At 69.0% G+C, this 23,785-nt stretch carries 19 protein-coding genes; 7 read left to right on the top strand and 12 right to left on the bottom strand.

The genetic code is table 11. The features are described 5' to 3' along the window. Positions 1-71: 71 nt before the first annotated feature. Positions 72-7,496: a HAMP domain-containing protein gene (locus D7W79_RS10045; protein WP_120525134.1), complete on the bottom strand. Its 7,425-nt coding sequence runs from the start codon at positions 7,494-7,496 to the stop codon at positions 72-74. Between the two features lie 223 nt (positions 7,497-7,719). After that, the gene (locus D7W79_RS10040; RefSeq protein ID WP_120525133.1) at positions 7,720-8,619 is read right to left on the bottom strand and encodes a hypothetical protein; all 900 of its coding nucleotides are present in this window, start codon (positions 8,617-8,619) and stop codon (positions 7,720-7,722) included. 310 nt (positions 8,620-8,929) lie between these two features. On the opposite strand from D7W79_RS10040, the gene D7W79_RS10035 reads away from it, so the two are divergent. Beyond that, entirely contained in the window at positions 8,930-9,721 is a 792-nt protein-coding gene (locus D7W79_RS10035) for a hypothetical protein (protein ID WP_120525132.1), read from the top strand. 73 nt (positions 9,722-9,794) lie between these two features. Here the strand turns inward: D7W79_RS10035 and D7W79_RS10030 are convergent, their stop codons facing one another. Beyond that, positions 9,795-10,532 carry a MerR family transcriptional regulator gene (locus tag D7W79_RS10030; protein ID WP_120525131.1) on the bottom strand — a complete coding sequence of 246 codons (738 nt, stop codon included), beginning with the start codon at positions 10,530-10,532 and terminating at the stop codon, positions 9,795-9,797. Between the two features lie 370 nt (positions 10,533-10,902). Here D7W79_RS10030 and rsgA point away from each other — a divergent pair, with 370 nt between their 5' ends. Further along, on the top strand, positions 10,903-11,997 hold the full coding sequence (gene rsgA / locus D7W79_RS10025; protein ID WP_120525130.1) for a ribosome small subunit-dependent GTPase A: 1,095 nt from the start codon (positions 10,903-10,905) through the stop codon (positions 11,995-11,997). A gap of 53 nt (positions 11,998-12,050) precedes the next feature. Here the strand turns inward: rsgA and D7W79_RS10020 are convergent, their stop codons facing one another. Continuing rightward, positions 12,051-12,611: a hypothetical protein gene (locus D7W79_RS10020; RefSeq protein WP_147441871.1), complete on the bottom strand. Its 561-nt coding sequence runs from the start codon at positions 12,609-12,611 to the stop codon at positions 12,051-12,053. A gap of 94 nt (positions 12,612-12,705) precedes the next feature. Then, positions 12,706-13,311 carry a TetR/AcrR family transcriptional regulator gene (locus tag D7W79_RS10015; protein WP_120525128.1) on the bottom strand — a complete coding sequence of 202 codons (606 nt, stop codon included), beginning with the start codon at positions 13,309-13,311 and terminating at the stop codon, positions 12,706-12,708. A gap of 140 nt (positions 13,312-13,451) precedes the next feature. Between D7W79_RS10015 and D7W79_RS10010 the strand changes: the two genes are divergently transcribed. Further along, positions 13,452-14,201, top strand: coding sequence for an SDR family oxidoreductase (locus tag D7W79_RS10010; protein WP_120525127.1), 750 nt, complete (start codon positions 13,452-13,454; stop codon positions 14,199-14,201). 22 nt (positions 14,202-14,223) lie between these two features. Here D7W79_RS10010 and D7W79_RS10005 read toward each other — a convergent pair whose 3' ends face one another. Both D7W79_RS10005 and D7W79_RS10000 read right to left on the bottom strand, forming a co-directional pair. Continuing rightward, on the bottom strand, positions 14,224-14,454 hold the full coding sequence (locus D7W79_RS10005; RefSeq protein WP_120525126.1) for a hypothetical protein: 231 nt from the start codon (positions 14,452-14,454) through the stop codon (positions 14,224-14,226). A gap of 29 nt (positions 14,455-14,483) precedes the next feature. After that, positions 14,484-15,326, bottom strand: coding sequence for a 2-oxo acid dehydrogenase subunit E2 (locus D7W79_RS10000; protein ID WP_120525125.1), 843 nt, complete (start codon positions 15,324-15,326; stop codon positions 14,484-14,486). A 114-nt stretch (positions 15,327-15,440) separates the two neighbouring features. On the opposite strand from D7W79_RS10000, the gene D7W79_RS09995 reads away from it, so the two are divergent. Together D7W79_RS09995 and D7W79_RS09990 are read left to right on the top strand one after the other, a co-directional pair. Next, positions 15,441-16,370: a DUF1684 domain-containing protein gene (locus D7W79_RS09995; protein ID WP_120525124.1), complete on the top strand. Its 930-nt coding sequence runs from the start codon at positions 15,441-15,443 to the stop codon at positions 16,368-16,370. A gap of 20 nt (positions 16,371-16,390) precedes the next feature. After that, positions 16,391-17,278, top strand: coding sequence for a nucleotidyl transferase AbiEii/AbiGii toxin family protein (locus tag D7W79_RS09990; protein ID WP_120525123.1), 888 nt, complete (start codon positions 16,391-16,393; stop codon positions 17,276-17,278). Here D7W79_RS09990 and D7W79_RS09985 read toward each other — a convergent pair. The 3 genes from D7W79_RS09985 to D7W79_RS09975 form a co-directional block, all read right to left on the bottom strand. Further along, positions 17,255-18,040: a type IV toxin-antitoxin system AbiEi family antitoxin domain-containing protein gene (locus D7W79_RS09985; RefSeq protein ID WP_120525122.1), complete on the bottom strand. Its 786-nt coding sequence runs from the start codon at positions 18,038-18,040 to the stop codon at positions 17,255-17,257. The two genes, D7W79_RS09990 and D7W79_RS09985, sit on opposite strands and share 24 nt — an antisense overlap. Positions 18,041-18,269: 229 nt before the next feature. Beyond that, positions 18,270-19,136 carry a hypothetical protein gene (locus D7W79_RS44915; RefSeq protein WP_244221689.1) on the bottom strand — a complete coding sequence of 289 codons (867 nt, stop codon included), beginning with the start codon at positions 19,134-19,136 and terminating at the stop codon, positions 18,270-18,272. A gap of 436 nt (positions 19,137-19,572) precedes the next feature. After that, complete coding sequence (locus D7W79_RS09975) at positions 19,573-20,151, bottom strand: type 1 glutamine amidotransferase domain-containing protein (protein WP_120525120.1); 579 nt, start codon at positions 20,149-20,151, stop codon at positions 19,573-19,575. A gap of 166 nt (positions 20,152-20,317) precedes the next feature. Between D7W79_RS09975 and D7W79_RS09970 the strand changes: the two genes are divergently transcribed. Further along, complete coding sequence (locus D7W79_RS09970) at positions 20,318-21,490, top strand: PQQ-dependent sugar dehydrogenase (protein ID WP_120525119.1); 1,173 nt, start codon at positions 20,318-20,320, stop codon at positions 21,488-21,490. On the opposite strand, the gene D7W79_RS09965 is transcribed toward D7W79_RS09970, so the two are convergent. Together D7W79_RS09965 and D7W79_RS09960 are read right to left on the bottom strand one after the other, a co-directional pair. Further along, a complete protein-coding gene (locus D7W79_RS09965; protein WP_120525118.1) occupies positions 21,491-22,294 on the bottom strand; it encodes an ABC transporter permease in 804 nt (267 codons plus the stop codon). Further along, positions 22,291-23,061, bottom strand: coding sequence for an ABC transporter ATP-binding protein (locus D7W79_RS09960; RefSeq protein WP_120525117.1), 771 nt, complete (start codon positions 23,059-23,061; stop codon positions 22,291-22,293). Before D7W79_RS09960 ends, D7W79_RS09965 begins: the two co-directional genes overlap by 4 nt. Before the next feature lie 171 nt (positions 23,062-23,232). On the opposite strand from D7W79_RS09960, the gene D7W79_RS09955 reads away from it, so the two are divergent. Further along, on the top strand, positions 23,233-23,785 hold a 553-nt coding region (locus tag D7W79_RS09955; RefSeq protein WP_171435846.1), incomplete at its 3' end, for a cation:proton antiporter domain-containing protein.

The following is a 23,785-nucleotide window of genomic DNA, read 5'->3' as shown; positions in this document are numbered from 1 at the left end:
CAAGGCTAGGGCCGCCCCCTTCAGGACGGAAGTGCAAAGGGGGCGGGAGGATGGATCGTCCTCGTTGAGTATCAAGCACTCACCCACAGCCGGACCAGTTCCAGCAGCTTGTCGGTGTCCACGGGCTTGGGCAGGTAGTCACTCGCGCCGGCCGCCATGCACTTCTCGCGGTCGTCCTTCAGCGCCTTCGCGGTGACGGCGATGATGGGCAGGCTGGCGTACTTGGCGTCCTTGCGGATGGCACGCATGGTCTCGTAGCCATCCATCTCCGGCATCATCACGTCCATCAACACGACGTCCACGTCGGGGTGCTGGCCCAGCATCTCGATGGCCGCCCGCCCGTTCTCCGCGAAGACGACCTGCATGCTGTGATTTTCCAGCACGCTGGTGAGCGCGAAGATGTTGCGCATGTCGTCATCCACCAGGAGCACCTTCTTGCCGGCCAGCGGAGCGTCCTGGTCGTTGCGCTGCGCCAGGGCCGCACGCGCGCGGGGCGGAAGGTTCTCATCCAGGCGGTGCAGGAAGAGCGCCGTGTCGCTGAGCAGCTGGTCCGGGCTCTTCGCGCCGCTCTTCAGGATGACGCTGCCGGTGTAGCGCCGCAGCCGGGCCTCGTCCTTGGGCGTCAATTCACGGCCGGTGTAGACGACGATGGGCAGGTCGCGGAAGCGCTGCTGCGTCTTGACCTCCTCCACCAGCTTGATGCCGTCCATGTCGGGCAACAGGAGGTCGATGACGAGGCAGTCGTACTCGTTCTCCTCCAGCTTCTGGAGGGCCTCCTGGCCGGACGCCACCGCGGTGACGGCGACGTCGCCGCCGTCGCTGAGCAGCTGGGTGAGGCTGCTGCGCTGCACGTCGTCGTCTTCAATGACGAGCAGGCGGCGCTCGCGGCGCTCGAGGAAGCGCGACAGCTGGCCGAAGACGCGCTCCAGGCCCTCCTTGCTCACGGGCTTGGTGAGGTAGCCGAAGGCGCCCTGGGTGTTGCCCAGGTGCTTGTCCATCACGCTGATGATGTGGACGGGGATGTGGCGCGTGCGCGGGTTGCGCTTGAGGCGGTCCAGCACGCTCCAGCCGTCCACCACGGGCAGCTGGATGTCCAGGGTGATGGCGTCCGGCTGGTACTCGTGCGCCATGGACAGGCCGCTGTCGCCGCGCGTGGCGACCAGGGCCTTGAAGCCCTTCTCGCGCGCCATCTGCACCATGATGCGGGCGAACTTCAGGTCGTCCTCGATGATGAGCAGGGTGCGGTCACCCTCGCGGATGAGCTCGCGGTCGTCCTCCACCATGACGGGCGTGTGCGACCCCTCCACCGGCGGGGGCAGCGCGGCGTCCAGCACGTGGGCCTGCGGCTCGGACACCAGGGGCGCCGACGCGAGGGGCGGCGGCGTGGCGGTGCCGGACGAGGCCGGGGGCAGGTGCGATTCCGGCAGGGCTCCCAGCGCGCGGACGGCCTCACCGCTCTGCACGACCTCTTCGTCCGCGCCCTGGTACTCCGGGGGCAGGTAGAGGGTGAAGGTGCTGCCCTTGCCCGGCTCGCTCTCCAGGCGGATTTCGCCGCCCAGCAGCTTGGCGATCTCGCGGCTGATGGACAGGCCCAGGCCGGTGCCGCCGTACTTGCGCGCGGTGGAGCCGTCCGCCTGTTGGAACGCCTCGAAGATGATGCGCTGCTTGTCCTTGGCGATGCCGATGCCGGTGTCCTTCACGGCGAAGGCCAGCACGTGGCGCGAGCGGCGCAGCGCCTCGTGGTCGAAGCGCATGCCCTTGTCCGCCAGGCGCACGGTGAGCTTCACGCCGCCGTCGTCGGTGAACTTGAAGGCGTTGGAGAGCAGGTTCTTGAGCACCTGCTGCAGCCGCTGCGGGTCCGTGCGCACGTGGCGCGGCGTGCCCGCGAGCACCTCCACCTGGAAGGTGAGGCCCTTCTGGTCCGCCACCGGGCGGAAGCTGCGCTCGATGAACTGGTTGAGCTCCGTGAGGACGATGTCCCGGGGCTCCACCTGCATCTTGCCCGCCTCCACCTTGGACAGGTCGAGGATCTCGTTGATGAGGCTGAGCAGGTCCCCGCCGGACGCGTAGATGGTGTTGGCGTACTCGACCTGCTTGTTGGACAGGTTCCCGTCCTTGTTGTCGGACAGGAGCTTGGCCAGGATGAGCAGCGAGTTGAGCGGCGTGCGCAGCTCGTGGCTCATGTTGGCCAGGAACTCGCTCTTGTACTTGGAGATGATGGTGAGCTGCTCCGCCTTCTCCTCCAGGCTGACGCGCGCCAGCTCCACCTCGCGGTTCTTCTCCTCCACGCGGGTGTTCTGGTCCGCCAGCTCCTTCGCCTTGTCCTCCAGCTCGATGTTGGTGCGCTTGAGCTCGTCCTGCTGCTGGGTGAGTTCGCGCGACTGGCTCTGGAGCTCCTGGGTCAGGCGCTGCGACTCGGAGAGCAGCGTCTCCGTGCGCATGTTCGCCATGATCATGTTGAGCACCACGCCGATGCTCTCCGTCAGCTGGTCCAGGAAGATCTGGTGGATGGCGCTGAACGGGTGGAACGAGGCCAGCTCGATGACCGCCTTCACCTCGCCCTCGAAGAGGACGGGCAGGACGATGATGTTGAGCGGCGCGGCCTCACCCAGGCCGGAGGAGATGGTGATGTAGTCCGACGGCACGCGCGTCAGGAGGATGGTCTTCTTCTCCAGCGCGCACTGCCCGACGAGCCCCTCGCCCAGGCGGAAGCGGTTCGTCAGGTGCTTGCGCTCCCGGTACGCGTAGGTGCTGGTGAGCTTGAGGGACGGCATGCCGCCCTCGGAGTCGGAGAGGAAGAAGGCGCCGTGGTGCGCGGACACCAGCGGGGTCAGCTCGCTCATGATGAGGCGGCTGACGGCATCCAGGGACTTCTGGCCCTGCATCATGCCGCTGAACTTCGCCAGGTTCGTCTTGAGCCAGTCCTGCTCCTGGTTCTTCTGCGTGGTCTCACGCAGGTTGACGATCATCTGGTTGATGTTGTCCTTCAGCGCCGCGACCTCGCCTTCGGCGACGACCGTGATGCTGCGGGTCAGGTCGCCCTTGGTCACGGCGGTGGCCACGTCGGAGATGGCGCGCAGCTGGCTGGTGAGCGTACCGGCCAGCTGGTTCACGTTGTCCGTCAGCTGCCGCCACGTGCCGCGAGCACCGGGCACGCGGGCCTGGCCGCCCAGCTTTCCTTCGATACCCACCTCGCGGGCCACCGTGGAGACCTGCTCCGCGAAGGTGCCCAGCGTGTCGGTCATGTTGTTGATGGTGTCCGCGAGCGCCGCGACCTCACCCTTCGCGTCCACGATGAGCTTCTGGGTCAGGTCGCCGTTGGCCACCGCCGTCACCACGCGCACGATGCCGCGCACCTGGGTGGTGAGGTTGGAGGCCATGAAGTTCACGTTGTCCGTGAGGTCCTTCCACGTGCCGGCCACACCGGGCACGCGGGCCTGGCCGCCCAGCTTCCCTTCCACGCCCACCTCGCGGGCCACCGTGGAGACCTGCTCCGCGAAGATGCCCAGCGTGTCGGTCATGTTGTTGATGGTCTCCGCCAGGGCGGCCACTTCGCCCTTCGCGTCCACCACCAGCTTCTGCTTGAGGTCGCCGTTGGCGACCGCGGTCACCACCTTCACGATGCCGCGCACCTGCGTCGTGAGGTTGCGGGCCATGAAGTTCACGTTGTCCGTGAGGTCCTTCCACGTACCGGACACGCCCTTCACTTCCGCCTGACCGCCCAGCTTTCCTTCCGCGCCCACTTCACGGGCCACGCGGGTCACTTCGGAGGCGAAGCTGTTCAGCTGGTCCACCATCGTGTTGATGGTGTTCTTCAGCTCCAGGATTTCACCCTTCGCGTCGACGGTGATCTTCTTGGACAGGTCACCGTTCGCGACGGCCGTCGTCACCAGCGCGATGTTTCGCACCTGGCTGGTGAGGTTGGACGCCATGCTGTTCACGTTGTCCGTGAGGTCCTTCCACGTGCCGGCGACGCCGGGCACCGCGGCCTGACCACCCAGCTTGCCGTCCGTACCCACTTCCTTCGCGACGCGGGTCACTTCGGAAGCGAAGGCGCGGAGCTGGTCCACCATCGTGTTGATGGTGCTCTTGAGCTCCAGGATTTCGCCCTTCGCCTCGACGGAGATCTTCTGCGACAGGTCGCCGTAGGCCACCGCCGTGGTCACCTTGGCGATGTTGCGCACCTGGTCCGTGAGGTTCGCGGCGAGGACGTTCACGTTGTCCGTGAGGTCCTTCCACACGCCGGCGACCCCGGGCACCGCGGCCTGGCCGCCCAGCTTGCCCTCCGTACCCACTTCCTTGCCGACGCGCGTGACCTCCGAAGCGAAGGCGCGCAGCTGGTCCACCATCGTGTTGATGGTGTTCTTCAGCTCCAGCACCTCGCCCTTCACGCTCACGGTGATCTTCTGGGACAGGTCGCCGTTCGCCACCGCCGTCGTCACCTTGGCGATGTTGCGCACCTGGTCCGTCAGGTTGCCGGCGAGGACGTTCACGTTGTCCGTGAGGTCCTTCCACACGCCGGACACGCCCTTCACGTCCGCCTGACCGCCCAGCTTGCCTTCCGTACCGACTTCCTTCGCGACGCGCGTCACTTCGGCGGCGAACGCGCGGAGCTGGTCCACCATCGTATTGATGGTGCTCTTCAGCTCGAGGACTTCGCCCTTCGCGTCGACGGTGATCTTCTTGGAGAGGTCGCCATTCGCGACCGCCGTCGTGACCTCCGCGATGTTTCGCACCTGGGCCGTGAGGTTGTTGGCCAGCAGGTTCACGTTGTTCGTGAGGTCCTTCCACGTACCGGCGACGCCCGGCACCTCGGCCTGGGCGCCCAGCTTGCCCTCCACGCCCACCGTGCGCGCGACGTCCGTCACCTGCTGCGCGAAGACGGACAGCGTCTGCGTCATGGCGTTGATGGTGTCCGCGAGCGCCGCGATTTCACCCTTGGCCTCCATCACCAGCTTCTGGGACAGGTCGCCGTCGGCCACCGCCGTCACCACCTTGACGATGCCGCGCACCTGGGTGGTGAGGTTGAAGGCCATGCTGTTCACGTTGTCCGTGAGGTCCTTCCACACGCCGGACACGCCCTTCACGTCGGCCTGACCACCCAGCTTGCCGTCCGTGCCCACTTCCTTCGCGACGCGCGTCACTTCCGCGGCGAACGCGCGGAGCTGGTCCACCATCGTGTTGATGGTGCTCTTCAGCTCGAGGACTTCACCCTTCGCGTCGACCGTGATCTTGCGCGACAGGTCGCCCTTCGCGACCGCCGTCGTCACCTCGGCGATGTTACGGACTTGATCCGTGAGGTTGTTCGCCAGGAGGTTCACGTTGTTCGTGAGGTCCTTCCAGGTGCCCGCGACGCCCGGCACCACGGCCTGGGCGCCCAGCTTGCCTTCCACGCCCACCGTGCGCGCGACGTCCGTCACCTGCTGCGCGAAGATGGAGAGCGTCTGGGTCATCGCGTTGATGGTGTCCGCGAGCTCCGCCACCTCGCCCTTGGCCTCCATCTTCAGGCGCTGGGTGAGGTCGCCGTTCGCGACCGCGGTCACGACCTTGGCGATGCCTCGCACCTGCGTGGTGAGGTTGGACGCCATGAAGTTCACGTTGTCCGTGAGGTCCTTCCACGTACCGGACACGCCCTTCACTTCCGCCTGACCGCCCAGCTTGCCGTGCGTGCCCACCTCGCGGGCGACGCGGGTCACTTCGGAGGCGAAGCTGTTCAGCTGATCCACCATCGTGTTGATGGTGTTCTTCAGCTCCAGGATTTCGCCGCGAGCATCGACGGTGATCTTCTTGGACAGGTCACCGGTGGCCACCGCCGTCGTCACCAGGGCGATGTTGCGCACCTGGGTGGTGAGGTTGGAGGCCATGCTGTTCACGTTGTCCGTGAGGTCCTTCCACGTGCCGCCCACACCGGGCACCGCGGCCTGACCACCCAGCTTGCCGTCCGTACCCACTTCCTTCGCGACGCGGGTCACTTCGGCGGCGAACGCGCGGAGCTGGTCCACCATCGTGTTGATGGTGCTCTTGAGCTCCAGCACCTCGCCCTTCACGTCCACGGTGATCTTCCGCGACAGGTCGCCATTGGCGACGGCGGTGGAGACCTCCGCGATGTTGCGCACCTGGCTGGTGAGGTTGGACGCCATCAGGTTCACGTTGTCCGTGAGGTCCTTCCACGTCCCCGCGGCGCCGGGCACCTGGGCCTGGGCGCCCAGCTTGCCCTCGACGCCCACCGTGCGCGCGACGCTGGTCACCTGCTGCGCGAACACGTTGAGCGTGTCCGTCATGTTGTTCAGCGTGGCGCCCAGCGCGGCGATCTCACCCTGCGACGGCACCATCAGCTTCTGGGTGAGGTCGCCGTTGGCGACTGCCGTCACCACCTTCACGATGCCGCGCACCTGCGTCGTGAGGTTGGACGCCATGAAGTTCACGTTGTCCGTGAGGTCCTTCCACGTGCCGGACACGCCGGACACCGCGGCCTGACCGCCCAGCTTTCCTTCCGTACCCACTTCGCGCGCGACGCGCGTCACTTCGGAGGCGAAGCTGTTGAGCTGGTCCACCATCGTGTTGATGGTGCTCTTGAGCTCAAGGACCTCGCCCTTCACGTCCACCGTGATCTTGCGGGACAGGTCGCCGCGGGCCACCGCCGTGGTGACCTCCGCGATGTTTCGCACCTGCGCGGTGAGGTTGCCGGCGAGGACGTTCACGTTGTCCGTGAGGTCCTTCCACACGCCGGACACGCCCTTCACGTCGGCCTGACCGCCCAGCTTGCCTTCCGTACCGACTTCCTTCGCGACGCGCGTCACTTCGGCGGCGAAGCTGTTGAGCTGATCCACCATCGCGTTCACGGTGGTACCAATGCGGAGGAACTCGCCCTTCACGGGCTGGCCGTCGATCTCCAGCGCCATCTTCTGGGTGAGGTCGCCTTCGGCCACCGCCACCAGCACGCGGGCGACTTCCGTGGTGGGCTGCACCAGGTCGCCGATGAGGGCGTTGATGGACTGGACGCTGGTGGCCCAGTCGCCACGCACGTCACCGAGCGTCACGCGCTCGCCCATGCGGCCCTCGCGGCCGACGACGCGCTCCACGCGGACGATTTCATGGGTGAGCGTGGAGTTGAGCGTCACCACCGCGTTGAACGCGCGGGCGATCTCATCCATCACCATGTCCTGCGCGCCCGAGGGCAGCCGCACGGAGAAGTCGCCGCCCTGCACGGCCCGGAGCGCCGCCAGCAGCTGCTGGAGCGGAGGCGGACCGCCGGGGCGCAGACCGTCATCCGTCGCCTGACGGCCGTTGCCGTTGCGACCGCGAGCGGGAGCGCGGCGGGTGGGCGCGGGCTCGGCACGCGACGCCTCCACATTGCTCAGCCGGTTGGCCGCCACGTTGGCCTGGGAGCGGCCTCCTGGAAGGCCAGCGTCCTGACTTGCTGCGGTCCCGGCCGTCTTGCGCCCATTGGGGCGCTTGCGGGGAGCGGAGGAGCTGGAAACCTTGGTGTCGTCCACGTGTGAAACCCCTGATCGGCGAAAGCGTTGCGGCTGGTACTGCGAAACCGGCCCGCGATCCCAGGAACGTCCAATGAGTTCGCGGGTTTGTCGAATGTAAAGCCGGGGTGGAAAGGCCTTTTGTGTCGCGCACTGAACGCAGTGCCCGCACGTGAGACCTACCATCCCCGGAAGCCCCGGATCAGAACGGTGGTTCCCGGAGCGGAACCTCCCCATAACAGTTTCAGGGGGGCGAGGCCGTGCACGGGAAGCCATCGCAACCCTGCACATACAACGCCCGGCCCGAGAGCCTCCGAGCAGGCGCGCGCGTGCCAGCGGGCACGGCCTCATGGGCGCCGGTGCGAACGTTGAAGCGGAGCGAGGCCGGCCCCGGTGCGTCCGGGGAAGCAGGCGCGCCACAGGCCAGCAGGACCTGATCCGCTGCGTCCAGCCACCACAGGAACTCCACGGCGCAGGGGGCTTCCGCGCGCACGAGCTCCAGGGTGCGGGCGTCGTAGATGATGACGCCACCGCCCCACTCCACCGCCGCCAGCACGCCCCCTGGGCCGACGGACAGTCGCCCTCCGGGGCCCGGCACCTGCGCCTGACCCAGCACCTTGCCGTCCGGTGCAATGGAGACGAGCTGCCCGGTGGCATCCAGCGCGAGGACCCCGCCCGCGTGGCCGATCAGCCATTCCGGTGGAGCGATGTCACCCACCGGCTGGAGCGCGCCGTCCCGTTCGCGCAGCAGGCGGCCTCCGGTGGCGACCCACAGGTGGCGCTCGTTGTCGAAGGTGAGCGCGGTGGCGCCGGGGACCTCCAGCCGTGCGTGCGAGCCGTCCTCGCCACAGACCGCGACGACGCGGGGTCCGAACACCGCCGCGCGCGACGCATCCGGCGCCACGGCCCAGCCCAACCGGGTGGCCCCCGAGAGCTGGCGCGCCAGACAGTCATTGAGAGCGCCCAGGTGCGCGTCTCCAGCGGGTGAGGCGATGAGGTACGGCAGGCTGGTGGTGGCGACGTAGAGGAGCATGCCCAGGCTCGCGGCGATGACGAGCGTGAGGGTCCAGGCGCGTACGCTCGCGATTCGCGTCTGTCGCGCGCTCTTGCGGCCCGCCGCCAGCTGCACCTCCCGTCCGCTCACGCACGCTCCTCTCAGACCGGAGGACAGCACAGAACGGGAGCGAAGACTGCCCACCGCGATACGGAAGCCCGCTTCCTGGACATCCCGTGGCGTTCCACCTGGGGCTCCCGCTGGACTTCCGGGCCTGGCGCTCCACCGCGGTCGGCCCGCTGGATGGGGTGCACGTGCGTACAAGCCCTGCCCCGCGCGCTTTGTCCCATGAACGACCTGCGAGCTGCCGGCCTGCCATGTGCCGGCTTCTTTCAGCGGGTTGCCCTGTCGGCTGAAGCACACACCTTTACGCCACCAACGACGGGAAAGGGTTCCTCACATGCGACGCTCCATCGGCACCGCGGCACTGGCCTTCAGCTTCCTGCTCTCCACCAGCGCGTTTGCTCAGCAGGTAGGCGACGGGTCGAGCCCCGGGACGACGCCCGGCTCCACGGGCGGATCTCCGGAGATGATCAACAACGGGCAGACGGGCACCGCTGGCTCCACCGGCACGTTCACGCCCGGCTCCACCAACTCCACGGGCGTGCAGACGGGCAACACCGCCACAGGCACGGGCACGGGCACGGGCGGCTCTGGCTCCAGCACGACCACGACTCCGGGCACGACCGGCACCGGCACCACGGGCGGCAGCACTTCCGGCACCGGCGGTACCGGGACCAGCGGCATCGGCACGGGCTCGCCCACGAACACCGGCTCCAGCTCGGACACCTTCGGCACCGGGAGTACGTCGCCCTCCACGGGTACGAGCACCGGCGACTACGGCACCGGTAACACCTCGCCCTCCACGAGCACCGGCACCTACGGCGGCTCCGGCACCAATACCGGCAGCACCATCAACGGCTCCGGCAGCAACGGCACCATCGGCGGCTCCGGGAGCACCGGCACCATCGGCGGCTCCAACAGCGGCACCACCGGCTCCACCGCGCCCGGCACCGAGAGCAACGGCTCGACCGTCATCAACCCGGGCGGCACCGGTACGGGCGGCACCAGCGGCACGAACGGCACGGGTGGCGTCGGCGGCAGCGGCACCAGCGGCTCCGGCGGCACCATGGGCGGCGTGGGCGGCACCGGCACCAGCGGTTCGTCCGGCGGCACCGTCGGTGGCCAGTAGCCTTCCGGTGGGATGTCTGTGAATGACGGTACGGCCGCCAGCCCTTCGCTGGCGGCCGCCGCCATGTCTGGCTCTACTTCGGCGCATCCAGACACGCCATGGCCCGGCCCACGTACTCCATGAGCTTCGGGTCGCGGCCCTGACGCTGGGCCACCTGCGGCTCCTGCTGGTGCAGCGTCTGGAGTGACTTCTCGATGCCGGGATTGCCGCCCGTGAAGGCGCGGACCAGCTCACGCCAGCGCGTGGCCAGGGCGCGCACCGGCTCGGACGCGGGGTCGGCGCCCTGCTCCATCTGCTCGCGCATGCTGGCGATGAGGCGGGGCCACTCGGCCTCCACCTGCTTGATGTTTTCGTCGCCCATCGCCTGGCGACGGGCCTCCAGCTCCTTCAACTGCTCCGGGGTGTAGTACTTCTCGAACATGGTCATGGCCTCGATGGTCTGTAGGAAGTCGTCAGCGGAGACGGGCTCCGCCGCGCGCAGCTGTCGTGCGAGGGAATCCAGGCGGTCGCAGAGCTGACGCTGTTCCGCCAGCTGCTCCCGGGCCCGCTGGAGCCGCAGCTCCACCACGCGCAGGGCGGAGAAGTCCGCCCGGCCCAGCGTCTCGGAAATCTCCTCCAGCGAGAACCCGAGCTGCTTGAGCGACAGGATGTGACTCAGGCGGGCGATGTCCGCCGCCGTGTAGAGCCGGTGCCCCGACGCCGTGTGCGCCGAGGGCTTGAGCAAGCCAATCTCGTCGTAGTGGTGCAGCGCGCGGATGGACAGCCCCGTGCGCCGGGCCAGCTCCCCTACCTTCAGCTCCGTGTGCTGCATGCCTCACCCCTTTCCAGTCACCGCCCTTCGGGTGACTGGATGCGATGGGTACAACCTCACGTCGCGTGAGGTTCAAGGGGGAAAACACAGGGGCCCATCAAGGGGTGGCCAGCCGCCGACAGGAATTGCTAGGGTCCCCGTCCGATGTCCGGTCCGGCGATGACCGCCGCTGACCCCGAACCCTGAGGAGACCTGTCCTGTGATGCCGCCCCTTGTCGTCGTCGCGGCCCTGTCCGCCACGCGGGCGCTCATCCGCTGAGCCGGTCGCAGCACCGTCGTCCGTCGCAGCGCGAGCCCCGCTTCCTTCACGCCCGGCGCCCCGGAGTTCCCTCCGCGCGGCACGGGTATCGCTCTGCCCGGAGTTCTCCAAGTGTCACTTGAAACCCTCGGCTGGGGTCCCGACCTCGACCTCGCGCTGTCCTCTTTCGTTTCGCAGTCGTCTTCTTCCGTCTCCCTCGTCCCCGGGCGCGTCGTGCGCCAGCAGCGGGGACTGCTCACCGTCCAGACTTCCGGCCCGGCCTTCCTCGCCCGCACCGCCGGACGCCTCCTGCATCAGGCCCAGGGCGCAGAGGCCCTGCCCACCGTGGGCGACTGGGTCCTGCTGCAACCGCCCGCGTCCGGCAACGGCGAGGCGCTGATGCACGCCGTGCTGCCCCGCCGCAGCCTCCTGAAGCGGCGCGAGGCGGGCAGCGAACACGACGGCCAGCTCATCGCGGCCAACGTGGACGTGGTGTTCCTCGTCACGGGGCTGGACGGCAACTTCAACCCCCGCCGCATCGAGCGCTCCCTCACCGTGGCCTGGAACAGCGGCGCCACGCCCGTCGTGCTCCTGACCAAGGCGGACCTCGCGGACGACGCCGCCGAGCGCGTCCTGGAGGTGGAGGCGCTGGCCCCCGGCGTGGACGTGCTCGCGGTGAGCGCGCACACGGGCCTGGGCGTGGAGGACGTGCGCGCGCGGCTTCCGGCCGGAAGGACGGGCGTGCTGCTGGGCTCGTCCGGCGTGGGCAAGTCCACGCTCACCAACCGGATGCTGGATGCCGCGCGGCTCGTCACCCAGCCCGTGAGCGCGGAGGGCGACAGGGGCCGGCACACCACCACGCACCGGGAGCTGTTCGTGCTGGAGCACGGCGGCCTCATCATCGACGGGCCCGGCATTCGCGAGGTGGGCCTGTGGGGCGACGATGAAGAGGGCCTGGCCCATGCCTTCGCGGACGTCCTCGCGCTGGCCACCGGCTGCCGCTTCAACGACTGCGGCCACCAGAACGAACCGGGGTGCGCGGTGAGGGCGGCGGTCCAGGACGGCACGCTCACCGAGGAGCGGCGCGCGAGCTTCGAGAAGCTCCAGCGCGAACAGGCGTTCCAGCACCGCCAGACGGACGCCGCCGCGCAGCGGGAGCACAAGCGCAAGCAGCGCAACCTGACCAAGGAGGGCCCGGCGCGGGCTCGCTTGAAGCGCGGCGAATAGACAGACATCCCGGGCGCGGCGCGGAAGGACTCCGCGCCGCGTCCAGGCGTTTTTCAGAGACCGGGGCTCGTCTCCGGCACCGCGCCGGGCGGCGGCAGCGGCGGCGGGGTCGGCGTTTCAGGCACCGGGACCTCGCCCTCCTCCGGCGTGTTCGCGCCTTCCGGGACGCGGGCCGGCGCCTCCTCGCGGGGGCCAGGGGCCTGCCTCGGATTGACGTTCTGGTACTCCGACGCGCAGGAGTAGGCCACGGTGCGAGTGCCCACCAGGGCCGCGGGCACCAGCATGCCAATCGCGGCGCAGTTGCCGCGCTCCTCGTCGGTCCGGTTGTCACCGCCGCACACCGCGGACCCCACCAGCGCGCCCGCCACGATCAGGCCCGCCTGGATGAAGAAGTCACTGACGGTCGCCCGGCTCTGTGCCCACGCGACGCCGTTCTTGCACTCGCTGCCAGGGGGCTTGGACACGGGCACCAGGCCCGCCACCGTGAACCACTGCCGGTCCTCGTGGACCGTGGGCTCCGGCCGCAGGTTCGTGACGATGCTCGTCCGATAACAGCCCGTCTGCCCCAGCATCAGCGCCGCCATGGACGCCGCCACCGCGTGTGCCTTCCGCATCAATGCCCCCAATCCCGGTGAGTGACCGCTCGCACCGGCGGTCAGGCCCCGTGCCTAGCCCGAAGGCAGGGGGTACCGGAAGAGGGGGCGCCCCCTAACGGCGGCGCTTCGCTGGTGCGGGCAAGCCTTCGAAGGCTGTCTCCACCATGCCGCGCAGGCTGGCTTCATCCATGCCCGCCTTGCCCACGGCCTCCAGTCCCCGCATGACCGCGAGCAGCATGGCGCCCAGCTTCCGGGGGTCCGCCTGGGGCGCGAGGTCCCCATGCGCCTTGGCCTGCTCCAGACAGCGCACGAACGCGGCCTCCAGCCCCTGGAAGGTCTCCAGCGCCCGGTCCGCCACCTGCGCGTCCTCCGATGCCAGCTCCGCGGTGCCACGCCCCAGCAGACACCCGCGCCGGTTCGAGGGCGCCGCGGACGCGGTGGCCACCCCCAGCAGGTACTGGCGCAGCCGCTCCAGCGCGCCAGCGTCCGGCCCCTCCAGCGTCTTCTTCACCGCCTCCACGGAGCTCACGCAGTACGCGTCGAACACCTTCAGGAAGAGCTGATGCTTGTCGCCAAAGGCCCCGTAGAGGCTGCCCTTGCCCAGCCCCGTGGCCTGCATCAAGTCATCCATGGAGGTGGCCGCGTAGCCCTTGTTCCAGAACTGGTCGCGCACCGCGCGCAGCACCTGCGCTTCATCGAATGTCCGAGGCCGAGCCATGCCCTGAAATTAAAAGTTATTGACCGCGCGGTCCACTACTCTTAGATATGGACCATCAAGTCCATAACTCCTCGGCGACACGGGGAGCAGGTGGGCTGGCGCTTCACGGGGCCGCGTGCCCCGGAACAAGGAGCAGGACCATGGGCAGGCTCGACGGGAAGGTGGCGGTCGTCACGGGTGGAACCACGGGCATCGGCTTCGCGACCGCGAAGCGCTTCGCGCAGGAGGGGGCGAAGGTGTTCCTCACCGGCCGCCGGCAGGCGGAGGTGGACCGGGCGGTGAAGGAGATTGGCCACGGCGCGGTGGGCGTGCGCGGGGACGTGGCGGTGATGGCGGACCTGGACGCGCTCTACGCGCGGGTGAAGCAGGAGGCGGGCCACGTCGACGTGGTGTTCGCCAACGCGGGCGGGGGCGAGTTCGCGGCGCTGGGCGCCATCACGGAGGCGCACTTCGACCAGACGTTCAACACCAACGTGAAGGGCACGCTGTTCACGGTGCAGAAGGCGCTGCCGCTCCTGAAGGACGGCGGCTCCGTCATCCTGACGGGCTCCACGGCGGGCTCGGACGGCTCGGCGGCCTTCAGCGTCTACGCGGCGACGAAGGCCGCCATCCGCTCGTTCGCGCGCACGTGGGCGTCGGACTTGAAGGGGCGGAGCATCCGGGTGAACACGCTCAGCCCGGGCCCCATCGACACGCCGGGACTCAACGGGCTGGCGCCCGACGCGGGCGGGGCGAAGCAGCTGAAGGACTACCTCACCAGCCTCATCCCGCTGGGCCGCATGGGGCAGCCGGACGAGGTGGCGAAGGCGGCGCTGTTCCTCGCGTCGGACGACAGCAGCTTCGTCAACGGCGCGGAGCTCTTCGTGGACGGCGGCGCCGGACAGGTCTGAAGCGGCGCGACGGGCGGCCCCTTCAGTCCTCCTTGCCGTCCGGGTTCGACGAGGCCAGCTTGCGCAGCCGGGCGGCGAAGGGGCTCTCGCCGTTCACCGGCAGCGGGCCGCCGGCCATGCGCTGGCGGCGGTCCATGGCGAGGGGGCCTTCAGGGGGGCCTTCCAGGGCTTCCTTCTCGAAGCGGTCCTGGCCGCTCAGCACCCGCCCCACGGGGCGGGACGAGCCGACGCGACGGTAGGGATCCACGGACATGGCGTTGACCTCCGGATGACGCCCCCGTTCTACCGCGCTTCGTCCCCCGGTGCATCCCACCCCCGGGGATCCTCCAGCGCGCCGCCGATGTGCCGGAGCACCCGGGCCGCCAGGTCCACGTCGATGAGGCGCGAGTCCCAGGTACAGGTGAGCGTCATGGCCTTGCCGGGCACCAGCGCCCCGTCCTCCACCACGGGCACGTCCCGCACGAGCCCGGGCGCCAGTAAGAGCGGCACGCGCGTGTAGGGCACCATCGCGACGAAGCCCCGCTCCAGCCCCAGTGAGCCCAGGTTCGTCACCGCCACGGAGCCGAACGGATCGAACGGCATGCCCACCCGGCGCAGGTCCACGTTCAGGCCGTACCAGACGAAGGACAGCAGCCGCAGCGCGGGGCCCATCAACCAGCCGGGCAGGAGCGACGAGCGGCGCTTGCCCCGTTCAATCTCCACGTCCTCACGCGCGCGGACCCGCGACACGCGCGACTCCATCGCGTCCGCCAGGGCCTCCAGTGACTTCTGATCCGCGCGGTGCACGGTGGCGGTGGTGAGGTCCACGCGCGACGCGCCGCTCGCCGGCTGCACCACCAGCACGCAGACGCCCACGTCCTCGCGCAGCCATGGACGCTGGCCGCGCAGCACGACGTTGGCCTCCGGGTAGCGGCGCAGCGCGTCCGCCGCGGCCTTCGCCACCAGGTGCGTCACCGTCAGCCGGCGGCCGGTGCGCGTGCGGTGCGTGGCCATGAACTCGAGCGCCGTCTCCATGCGCACGTCCAGCGACGCGTAGGCGGTGGGGTCGCGGGGCGCGCGCCACGTCGCCAGCGCGAGCTTGCGCAGGGCACTGGCGGGGGGCGCGGGGTGGAGGTCCAGGTTCACGGAAGGTTTCCCAAGCCTTTGCACGGCGGGCGGACCGCGCGCAACGGGGGGCGGGCTTTGTTAGACAATGGCCCAGCGCCCTTCCCTCCTCCCGAGCTTCGAGGCCCCACCCGCATGAGCACCCTCGCCCTGGTCCTGTCCCTGGCCCTGCAGGCCGCGCCGCCCGCGAAGCCCCTCCCGAAGCCCGCCGCCGCGAAGGCCGAGCAGAAGAAGGCCCCCACGGAGGACGTCGCCGCCGCCACCCAGGCGTGGCAGGCCGAGCGGCTGCAACGCCTGACGTCGCCGGACGGCTGGCTGACGCTGGTGGGGCTCACGTGGTTGAAGGAAGGCGAGCAGAAGGCCGGCTCCGCGCCCGACAGCGAGGTGCCGCTGCCCGCGCCGGTACCTGCCCAGGCGGGTACGTTCACGCGCCAGGGCGACACCGTGCGCTTCCAGCCCGCGGCGGGCGCGGCCTTCACCCTGGAGGGCAAGCCCTTCACGGGGGGCGCGCTGAAGACAGACGAGAAGGGCGCGCCGGACGTGCTGCGGCTGGGGAGCGTGAGCTTCCAGGTCATCCGCCGCGCGGACCGGCTGGGCGTGCGGGTGAAGGATGCGGAAGCCGCCGCGCGCAAGCAGTTCCACGGCATCCCCCTGTACCCGGCCAGCGCGGCGTGGAAGGTGGAGGCCCGGCTGGTGCCGGACGAGAAGCCGCGCATGCTCAGCGTGCCCACGGTGCTGGGCACCGTGGAGGAGATGAAGTCCGCCGGCACGCTCGTCTTCACGGTGGCGGGCAAGGAGTACCGCCTGATGCCCGTGGCGGAGGAGGGGTCGGACGAGCTGTTCATCATCTTCGGCGACGAGACGAACCGCGACGCCACCTACGGCGCGGGCCGCTTCCTCGAAGCGCCGCTGCCGGACAAGGACGGGCGCGTCGTGCTGGACTTCAACCGCGCCTACAATCCGCCCTGCGCCTTCACCCGCTTCGCCACCTGCCCGCTGCCCCCGCGCGGCAACCGCCTGGCCCTGCGCGTGGAGGCCGGCGAGAAGCGCGCGGGCGATCACTGAGCCCCTGAAACGCCACCGCCGTGACGTCCACCTTCGCATTCGAGCTCGCGGTCCTCACCGCCTCAGCCATTGCATCCAGCGCGTCCTTGATGGACCGGCTGGTGCTCAAGGGAGGAAACGCGCTGCAGCTGATCCACCAGTTGGGGGCTCGCGCCTCCATGGACCTGGACTACTCGATGGAGGGTGACGTCGAGGACGCGGACGCACTGGGGCGTGAGCTGGAGGCCGCGTTGTCGTCGCGATTCTCCGCTGCCGGGTATGCACTCATCGACTTCCGCTTCGGGCCCAAGCCCTCGACCTCCGGCCCAGGGGTGAACTGGGGTGGCTACCACGCGGAGTTCAAGGTCCTGGCGCTCGTGGCCATGAAGCGGCTGGAAGAGGAGCTGCTTCGGCGTGAGGCCAGGAAGGGAGCGGTTCCCAGCGCGGATCAGGTTCAGGAACTGCATCGACGAAGCGCGCCGAAGCGGACCATCGACATCAGCAAGTTCGAGTTCTGCCAGGGCAAGGCCGAGGCCACGCTCGTCAATGGCCAGCGCTGTTTCGTGTACACGCCCGCGATGATCGCCGCCGAGAAGCTACGGGCCCTCTGCCAGCAGATGGACGAGTACGAACAGCGAAAGAATCCCGCCAGCCGCGCTCGGGACTTCTATGACCTGCACGCCTGCATCCGATACGCACGCGTGGACCTGACCGCGCACCGCAGGCTCATGGAGGGCATCTTCGCGTCCAAGGATGTGCCCCTGGGGCTCCTGCGGCTGCTTCCGGAGGAGCGCCATCGGGAGTTCCATCGTCGGAGCTGGTCCGCCGTGGAGGCAGCGGTCACGGGTGAAGCCCTGGAAGCCTTCGACTTCTATTTCGATTTCGTCTGCGCGGAGGTCGCCCGGCTACAAGCCGCGGGGATGGTGTAGCCGCCAGCCCGCGTCGTACACGAGCCCCTTGAGCCCATAGGCCAGATAGAAGTCGTGGTGCAGTCCCAGTGCCTTCAAGGAGGCCAGGGCCTCTTCGCTGAAGCCCGCCCGCTCCATGTAGAACCCCAGGGCCTGGTGATAGGGATAGACGTAGTTCAGCTGGCCGAGCGTCTGGAGCAGCTTCGCCACGTCCACCTTCTCCTGCTCGTGCGCACGACGAAAAGCGCCCAGGACCTCCTCGACACCTCCCGCGTAGTTGGGGCGGACCGTCAGGTCGATCAACGTCCGCTCGACGTTGGTGGCGGGCAAGAACTCTCCTTCTGGCGTCGGGATGTCCTCCACCCCCAATGCCCCCGTGTTCTTTCCGCTGAGCAGGACCGCCCGGTAGATGTCGAAGTGAAAGACATAGGTCGATGCGCGCTGCTGCCCCTTGAAGGCACGGTCGATGGCCTCCTGGGTGAGCCCTCCCCTGGGAGGGGGCTTCGGGCTCTGCTCCTTGTTGACGTAGATGACCTTGGCGAACTGGTCGGTCAGCCCGTGCAGGCGCGCTGCGGTCCCGTGTGAGAGGTAGGCGGACGGACGCAGCGTCAGCGCCACGGCTTCGGGAGACGCCTGCTCCCAGACGTAGCGCGTCACCACCTCGCCGGTATCCGCGGACAGGCGCACCACGGAAAGCTGCTTCGAGTCCTGGAGGAACTGGATGAAGCCGGACAGCCCCACGGAAGCAGGGAGACCCCAGGCCTCACGGTGCCGCTTGAGCATCGCCGTCAACGCGAGGCGCGGATAGACCCGGCTGGGCTCATCCTGAAAGGCCCGAGCAATGGCGCTAGCAGCCAACTGAAGTTTTGAGCGTCGCCCCATAACCATCGAGATCCCCAGGTATATATACCTGGGGATCTCGATGGTAACAGAGAGTTTCCCCCCAAACGCCACCGCCCGCTTCCCTGCACGAGGGACGCGGGCGGCGTGGGGCGTCAGGGGCGGTGGAGCCTCAGAGCTGGATGGTCTTCTCCAGGTCCGCCATGCGGAAGCGCGCCATCGCCAGGTTCGCGTTCGCGCGGTGCAGCGCGATGTAGAGGAACAGGCCTTCGCGGGCCGCGAGCGGACGGATGATGTGGTACTGCTCGCCCAGGGTGATGAGCATGTCCTCGATGCGGTCCTTGATGCCCAGGGCCTTCATCGTCTTCAGCTTGGCGCGCATCACCTCCGTGTTGCCCGCGGCCGCCGCGTCGATGTTGAACCCCGCGGAGCCGACACTTCCCAGGGTCATCCCGCTGTTCGCATCCGCGAGACACACCGCGAACGCACCCTCGATCTTCATCGCCTCTTCCAGCGCCTGCTTCACGTTCGCCATGACTTCACCTTCCAATAGGACGGGGGGAATCGAGGGGGACTGCGAAACGGCGGACGGCGCCTGCGTCACGTCGGCGCTCAGCTCCGCCAGCTCGAACGTGAGCTGGCTGGAGTAGGAGCGCGGCTGCGGGACGAACAGGGCCTGCGCCTCCGTCAACCCGAAGAGCGCATCCAGCTGCGTCCCCAGGTGCCGGCACAGCAGGTCGCGCAGCGTGTCGCGCGGCACCAGGCCCCACGCCACCAGCGTCTCGCAGAAGTTGCCGCCGCTCTTGCGGCACTCCGCCATCACCTGCTCGACGTCCTCACGGCTCACCAGCCGCGCGTCGATGAGCGCCGTGGAGAAGCTGCGCGCGCCCGGGCCCGTCAGCACCGTCCACGCCACCTTGCGCTCCACCACGAAGATGCGGCCGGAGACCGTGGTGGACTTCACCACCACCTCGCCGCCCAGCTTGCTCTCCAGCGCTTCGTTCAGCACCGCCCGGACTACCTGACGGGGCTGGGTCATCACGGTTCGGGGGGCCGGATTCATGGGGGTTCCGCAGGGACCGTCAGTGATGTCGCGGTCCGTCAGGGGGGCGCTGCCGCCGGAACAATAAACACTGAGGCTGCATAATCGCAACCTAGCTGTAAAATTCAGGGAAGCAATGACTCCCCTGGGGTTGGTGGAACCCCGTACAGACGAAGGAGTGTCTTGCACTGGAGGGCCAAAGACAACGGAACAATTCCAGAGCAGCGAAAACCTGACGCATGCGCCTGACAGCGCAATGCGTCGGGCGGACAGCGGGTCCGCTCGCCAACATTCCACTCTGGAAACGGGGGTAAATCCGGAGAGAAGCGCGCGGAAAATCCGATCAGACTCACGCCACGTAGCAGGCCCCCGGCGTGCTCGCGGCACCCCGAGGGCCTGGGTCCAACAGGACCGTTCCCGGCCTGGATGCGGCTCAGTGCACTGGCGGTGCGCGGTCCGCGGCGGCTTCCGGGGCCAGGGGCGACTCCAGACGAGGGGCGATGCCGTCCTTCAGCTGGCGCACCAGGGCGGCGGAGAAGGCGGCCAGGTCGTCCGGCTTGCGGGACGTGATGATGTTGCCGTCCTCCACCACCTGGCGGTCCACCCAGCGCGCGCCGGCGTTGATGAGGTCCGTCTTGATGGAGGGGAACGACGTGACGGTGCGCTCGTCCGCGATGTCCGCCTCCACCAGCATCCACGGCCCGTGGCACACGGAGGCGATGGGCTTGTCCGCCTTGAAGAAGTCGCGCACGAAGCCGACCATGCCGATGTCCATGCGCAGGTGGTCCGGCGAGTAGCCGCCCGGAATCACCAGCGCGGCGAAGTCCGCGGCCTTCACCTCCTTCACCGCCTTCTCCGTGCGGATCTCCGCGCCCTTCTTCCCCTTGAGCGTCTTGCCTGCCTCCAGGCCGATGACGACGGGCTCATGGCCCGCCTGCTTGAGAGTGTCGTAGGGGACCTGGAACTCGGAGTCCTCGAAGTCGTTGGCCACGATGAATGCGATGCGCGCCATGGAACTGCCTCCCGCTGGGCAATGGTTGCCGGTGAACCCGCCCGAGCAAGGTGCCCACGACAGGGGCCGGGACAACGCCATTCGGGACCGTCTTGCGGTGCCGGATGCGCTCGCCTGCCCCCCTTCCAGGTCGGTGGGCGGCGTCCACCAACGCTAGATTCCCGCCATGCGCTCCCGACGCCTGCTGCTGTCCGCCCTCGTGGTGCTCACCGCCTCCGCCTCCGCCTGCCGCAAGAGCCAGGCGCAGGGGACGGCCTCCGCCGCGGACTGCATCCTGATGGAGGACGGCTGGGGACAGGACGGCAGCGTGCCCGTCACCGTGGACGTGGTGGCCGAAGGGCTGGAGGTCCCCTGGGGCGTCGCCTTCCTGCCGGGCGGGGACGGAGACGCGCTCATCACCGAGCGGCCGGGCCGCGTGCGGCTGTTGCGCGGCGGCCAGCTGCAGCCCGGGGCCGTGGCCACGCTGCCCCTGGCGGCGAACGGCGAGGGCGGCCTGCTGGGCATCGCCGCGCACCCGGACTTCGCGACGAACCGCTGGTTCTACCTGTACGTCACCACCGAGGCGGACGGGAAGGCACAGAACCGCGTGGAACGCTGGACGCTGTCGCCGGACGGCACGAGCGCGACCTTCGAGCGCGTCATCTTCGGGAACATCCCGTCCGCGAAGTACCACGACGGCGGGCGGCTGCGCTTCGGGCCGGACGGCATGCTGTACGTGGGCACGGGCGACTCGCGCGACCCGGACCTGTCCCAGGACGTGAAGAGCCCCGCGGGCAAGCTGCTGCGCCTGACGCCGGATGGAGCGGTCCCCCAGGACAATCCCTTTCCCAACTCACCCGCGTTCCTCCTAGGCGTGCGCAACACGCAAGGCTTTGACTGGAAGGACCCTGCCACGCTGTACCTCACCGACCACGGCCCCAGCGGTGAGACGATGCGCTTTGGCCACGACGAGGTGAACGTGGTGAAGGCGGGTGACAACCTGGGCTGGCCCGGCATCTATTCGTGCGAGACGCAGGGAGGGCGCATCACCCCGTCGCTCACCTTCGACGACGCGGCGCCCCCGGGCGGCGCGGCCGTCTACACGGGCACCGCGATTCCAGAGTGGAAGGGCTCGCTGCTCGTGGGCACGCTGAAGTCCCAGCACCTGCACCGGGTGGAGTTCGATGCGCGGGAGCCCCGGCGCGTGGCGAAGCACGAGGTCTACCTGCGCAACACCTGGGGCCGCCTGCGCGACGTGCTGATGGGGCCCGACGGCCACCTGTACGTCACCACCAGCAACTGCGACGGCCGGGGCGAGTGCGGCCCCCGGAAGGACCTGCTCTTGCGCGTGCGGCGCTGATCAGCTCACGCTCTCCGCGCTGTAGCGCGCCAGAAGGCCCGTGCGCACCGCGTAGCGGTAGACCCGCTGGAAGACCCAGCCCGCCAGCACGATGTCCAGCAGCGCCAGCGCGAGGCCCCACCCCAGCGTGGCGCCGGAGAACTCGCCGCCGGCCACCAGCGTGCGCACGCCCTCGAAGACGTACGACGGAGGAAGGAGCTTCGCCACCCACTGCATCCACTCCGGCAGCGTGGACAGCGGGTAGAAGACGCCCACGAACGGGGACAGCAGGCTGGGGATGGGCCAGACGAACCACTCGGACGCGGGGCCCAGCCGCAGCACCAGCGCGCTGCTGAGGATGCCCAACGCGATGCCGAAGAGGAACAGCACCATCACGAAGGGGATGAACATCGCACCGTAGGCGGCGAAGGACAGCCCGAACACCGTGGTGGACAGGAGCAGCATGACGCACAGGCCGATGGCGCTGGTCGCGATGCTCGTCACCACCAGGCCGCTCACGTACTCCGTCAGCGTGAGCGGCGTGGCGAAGACGTTGAGGAAGTTGCGCGACCAGACGTCCTCGAAGAAGCCTGTCGTCAGGCCCTGCATCACGCGCGCGAAGAAGTCCCAGAGCAGCACCGCGCCCAGGAGCGCCGGCACGAAGTTGTAGCCGGCGGACGTGACGCTGTTGAGGTACCGGGTCATGAAGCCCCACAGCACCATGTCGATGGCCACCCACGCGAACAGCGGCACCACGCGCGCGAAGTTGCCCTTGTAGAGATAGAACTGGCGCAGCGCGATGCCCGCGACGTGGTTCAGGTTCATGGCGCTTCGGTCCTCTCCAGCGCCAGCGGCTCGTTGGCCACGGCGATGAACAGCTCCTCCAGCGAGGCCTTGCCGTGCTCGCGGGGCAGCGTCTTGGGGTCGCCCGCCAGCAGCACCCGGCCGCGCGCAAGGAAGAGGACGCGGTCGCAGACGGCCTCCACCTCGTACATGTTGTGCGACGTCCACAGCACGCTGCTGTTTCCCTTCGCGGCGAAGGCCTTGATGCGGGTGCGGATGTCCACCGCGGTGGCCGGGTCCAGCGACGCGGTGGGTTCGTCCAGCAGCAGCAGGCGGGGCTCGTTGAGCATGGCCTTGGCCAGCGACACGCGCGTCTGCTCGCCGGAGGACAGCACGCCGCACTTGGTGTCGCGGAAGCGCTTGAGGTCGTACTCCTCCAGCAGCGCCTCGATGCGGGCGGACAGCCCCTTCACGCCGTAGATGAGACCGAAGACACGCAGGTTCTGCGCCACGGTGAGGTTGCCGGGCAGGGGCGAATAGACGGCGGCGAAGTTGGTGCGCGACAGCGCCTTGACCCGCTGGGTGCCCAGGTCCGTGCCCTCGATGTGGATGGTGCCGGAGGTGGGCTGGAGCACGCCCAGGAGCATGTTGATGGTGGTGCTCTTGCCCGCGCCGTTGGGCCCCAGGAGCCCCACGATTTCGCGGCGGCGCACGTCGAAGGAGATGCCGTCCACGGCCGTGTGGGCGCCGTACGTCTTGCGCAGCGCCGTGACGGAGAGGACCAGGGTGTCCAGCGAGCCGGAGTTCATCGGGGGTCCCGCTGTACCACGCGGACGCACCGCCGCCAGGATGCACTTCGAGGGGAGGGAAGGCAGGCGGGCGGGGCCTTGGGCCGGACGACGAAAAGCAGACGGTGCCCGTGCACGGTCCGCGTGAATCTGGAAAGCTTCGCGCCCTCCCCCGGTCCCAGTGGAGTCGCCGTGCTGCTGGAAGTGCCCATCCTCATCGGCCTGATGGTGGCGGCCATCGCACTCGCGATCGCCGCCAAGCGGGCCAGCGTGCCGTACAACGTCGCGCTGGTGCTTGGTGGCCTGCTCATCTCCGTCGCACACCTGCTGCCGGGGGTGCCCCCACTCAACCCCCAGGTGGTCTTCCTCATCTGTCTTCCCCTGCTGCTCTTCGAGGGCGGCATCATGGCGGACCTCAATGGCATCCGCGCGAACGCGGTCCCCATTGGCCTGCTGTCCACGCTGGGGATGGTCCTGGCCATTGGCGCCACCGGCACCGCGCTGCACCTGATGCTGGGATTGGCGTGGGGGCCCGCGCTGCTGCTGGGCTCCATCCTCGCGGTGACGGACACGGTGTCCATCCTCTACGCCTTCCGCCGCGCGCCAGTCCCCGGGCGGTTGGCCGGCATCATCCAGGGCGAGAGCCTCTTCAACGACGGCACCGCGCTGGTGGCGTACACGGCCATCGCGGCGGTGGTGGCGGGCGGGGCGGCGCCGTCCCTGGGCTCGCTGGGCGGTCATGTGC

The sequence above is a fragment of the Corallococcus exercitus genome (genome assembly GCF_003611585.1).
GTDB classification, from domain to species: Bacteria; Myxococcota; Myxococcia; order Myxococcales; family Myxococcaceae; genus Corallococcus; species Corallococcus exercitus.
The sequence above is the reverse complement of the archived record's forward strand: the minus strand, read 5'-3'. Positions and strand labels throughout refer to the sequence as shown.

Bases quoted from the DNA above. Each gene is read 5' to 3' on its own strand.
- D7W79_RS10035 (WP_120525132.1), top strand. From the start codon at position 8,930: ATGCGACGCTCCATCGGCACCGCGGCACTGGCCTTCAGCTTCCTGCTC.
- D7W79_RS10030 (WP_120525131.1), bottom strand. From the start codon at position 10,532: ATGCAGCACACGGAGCTGAAGGTAGGGGAGCTGGCCCGGCGCACGGGG.
- D7W79_RS10020 (WP_147441871.1), bottom strand. From the start codon at position 12,611: ATGCGGAAGGCACACGCGGTGGCGGCGTCCATGGCGGCGCTGATGCTG.
- D7W79_RS10015 (WP_120525128.1), bottom strand. From the start codon at position 13,311: ATGGCTCGGCCTCGGACATTCGATGAAGCGCAGGTGCTGCGCGCGGTG.
- D7W79_RS10010 (WP_120525127.1), top strand. From the start codon at position 13,452: ATGGGCAGGCTCGACGGGAAGGTGGCGGTCGTCACGGGTGGAACCACG.
- D7W79_RS10005 (WP_120525126.1), bottom strand. From the start codon at position 14,454: ATGTCCGTGGATCCCTACCGTCGCGTCGGCTCGTCCCGCCCCGTGGGG.
- D7W79_RS09995 (WP_120525124.1), top strand. From the start codon at position 15,441: ATGAGCACCCTCGCCCTGGTCCTGTCCCTGGCCCTGCAGGCCGCGCCG.
- D7W79_RS09985 (WP_120525122.1), bottom strand. From the start codon at position 18,040: ATGCTCAAGCGGCACCGTGAGGCCTGGGGTCTCCCTGCTTCCGTGGGG.
- D7W79_RS44915 (WP_244221689.1), bottom strand. From the start codon at position 19,136: ATGACCCAGCCCCGTCAGGTAGTCCGGGCGGTGCTGAACGAAGCGCTG.
- D7W79_RS09975 (WP_120525120.1), bottom strand. From the start codon at position 20,151: ATGGCGCGCATCGCATTCATCGTGGCCAACGACTTCGAGGACTCCGAG.
- D7W79_RS09970 (WP_120525119.1), top strand. From the start codon at position 20,318: ATGCGCTCCCGACGCCTGCTGCTGTCCGCCCTCGTGGTGCTCACCGCC.
- D7W79_RS09965 (WP_120525118.1), bottom strand. From the start codon at position 22,294: ATGAACCTGAACCACGTCGCGGGCATCGCGCTGCGCCAGTTCTATCTC.
- D7W79_RS09960 (WP_120525117.1), bottom strand. From the start codon at position 23,061: ATGAACTCCGGCTCGCTGGACACCCTGGTCCTCTCCGTCACGGCGCTG.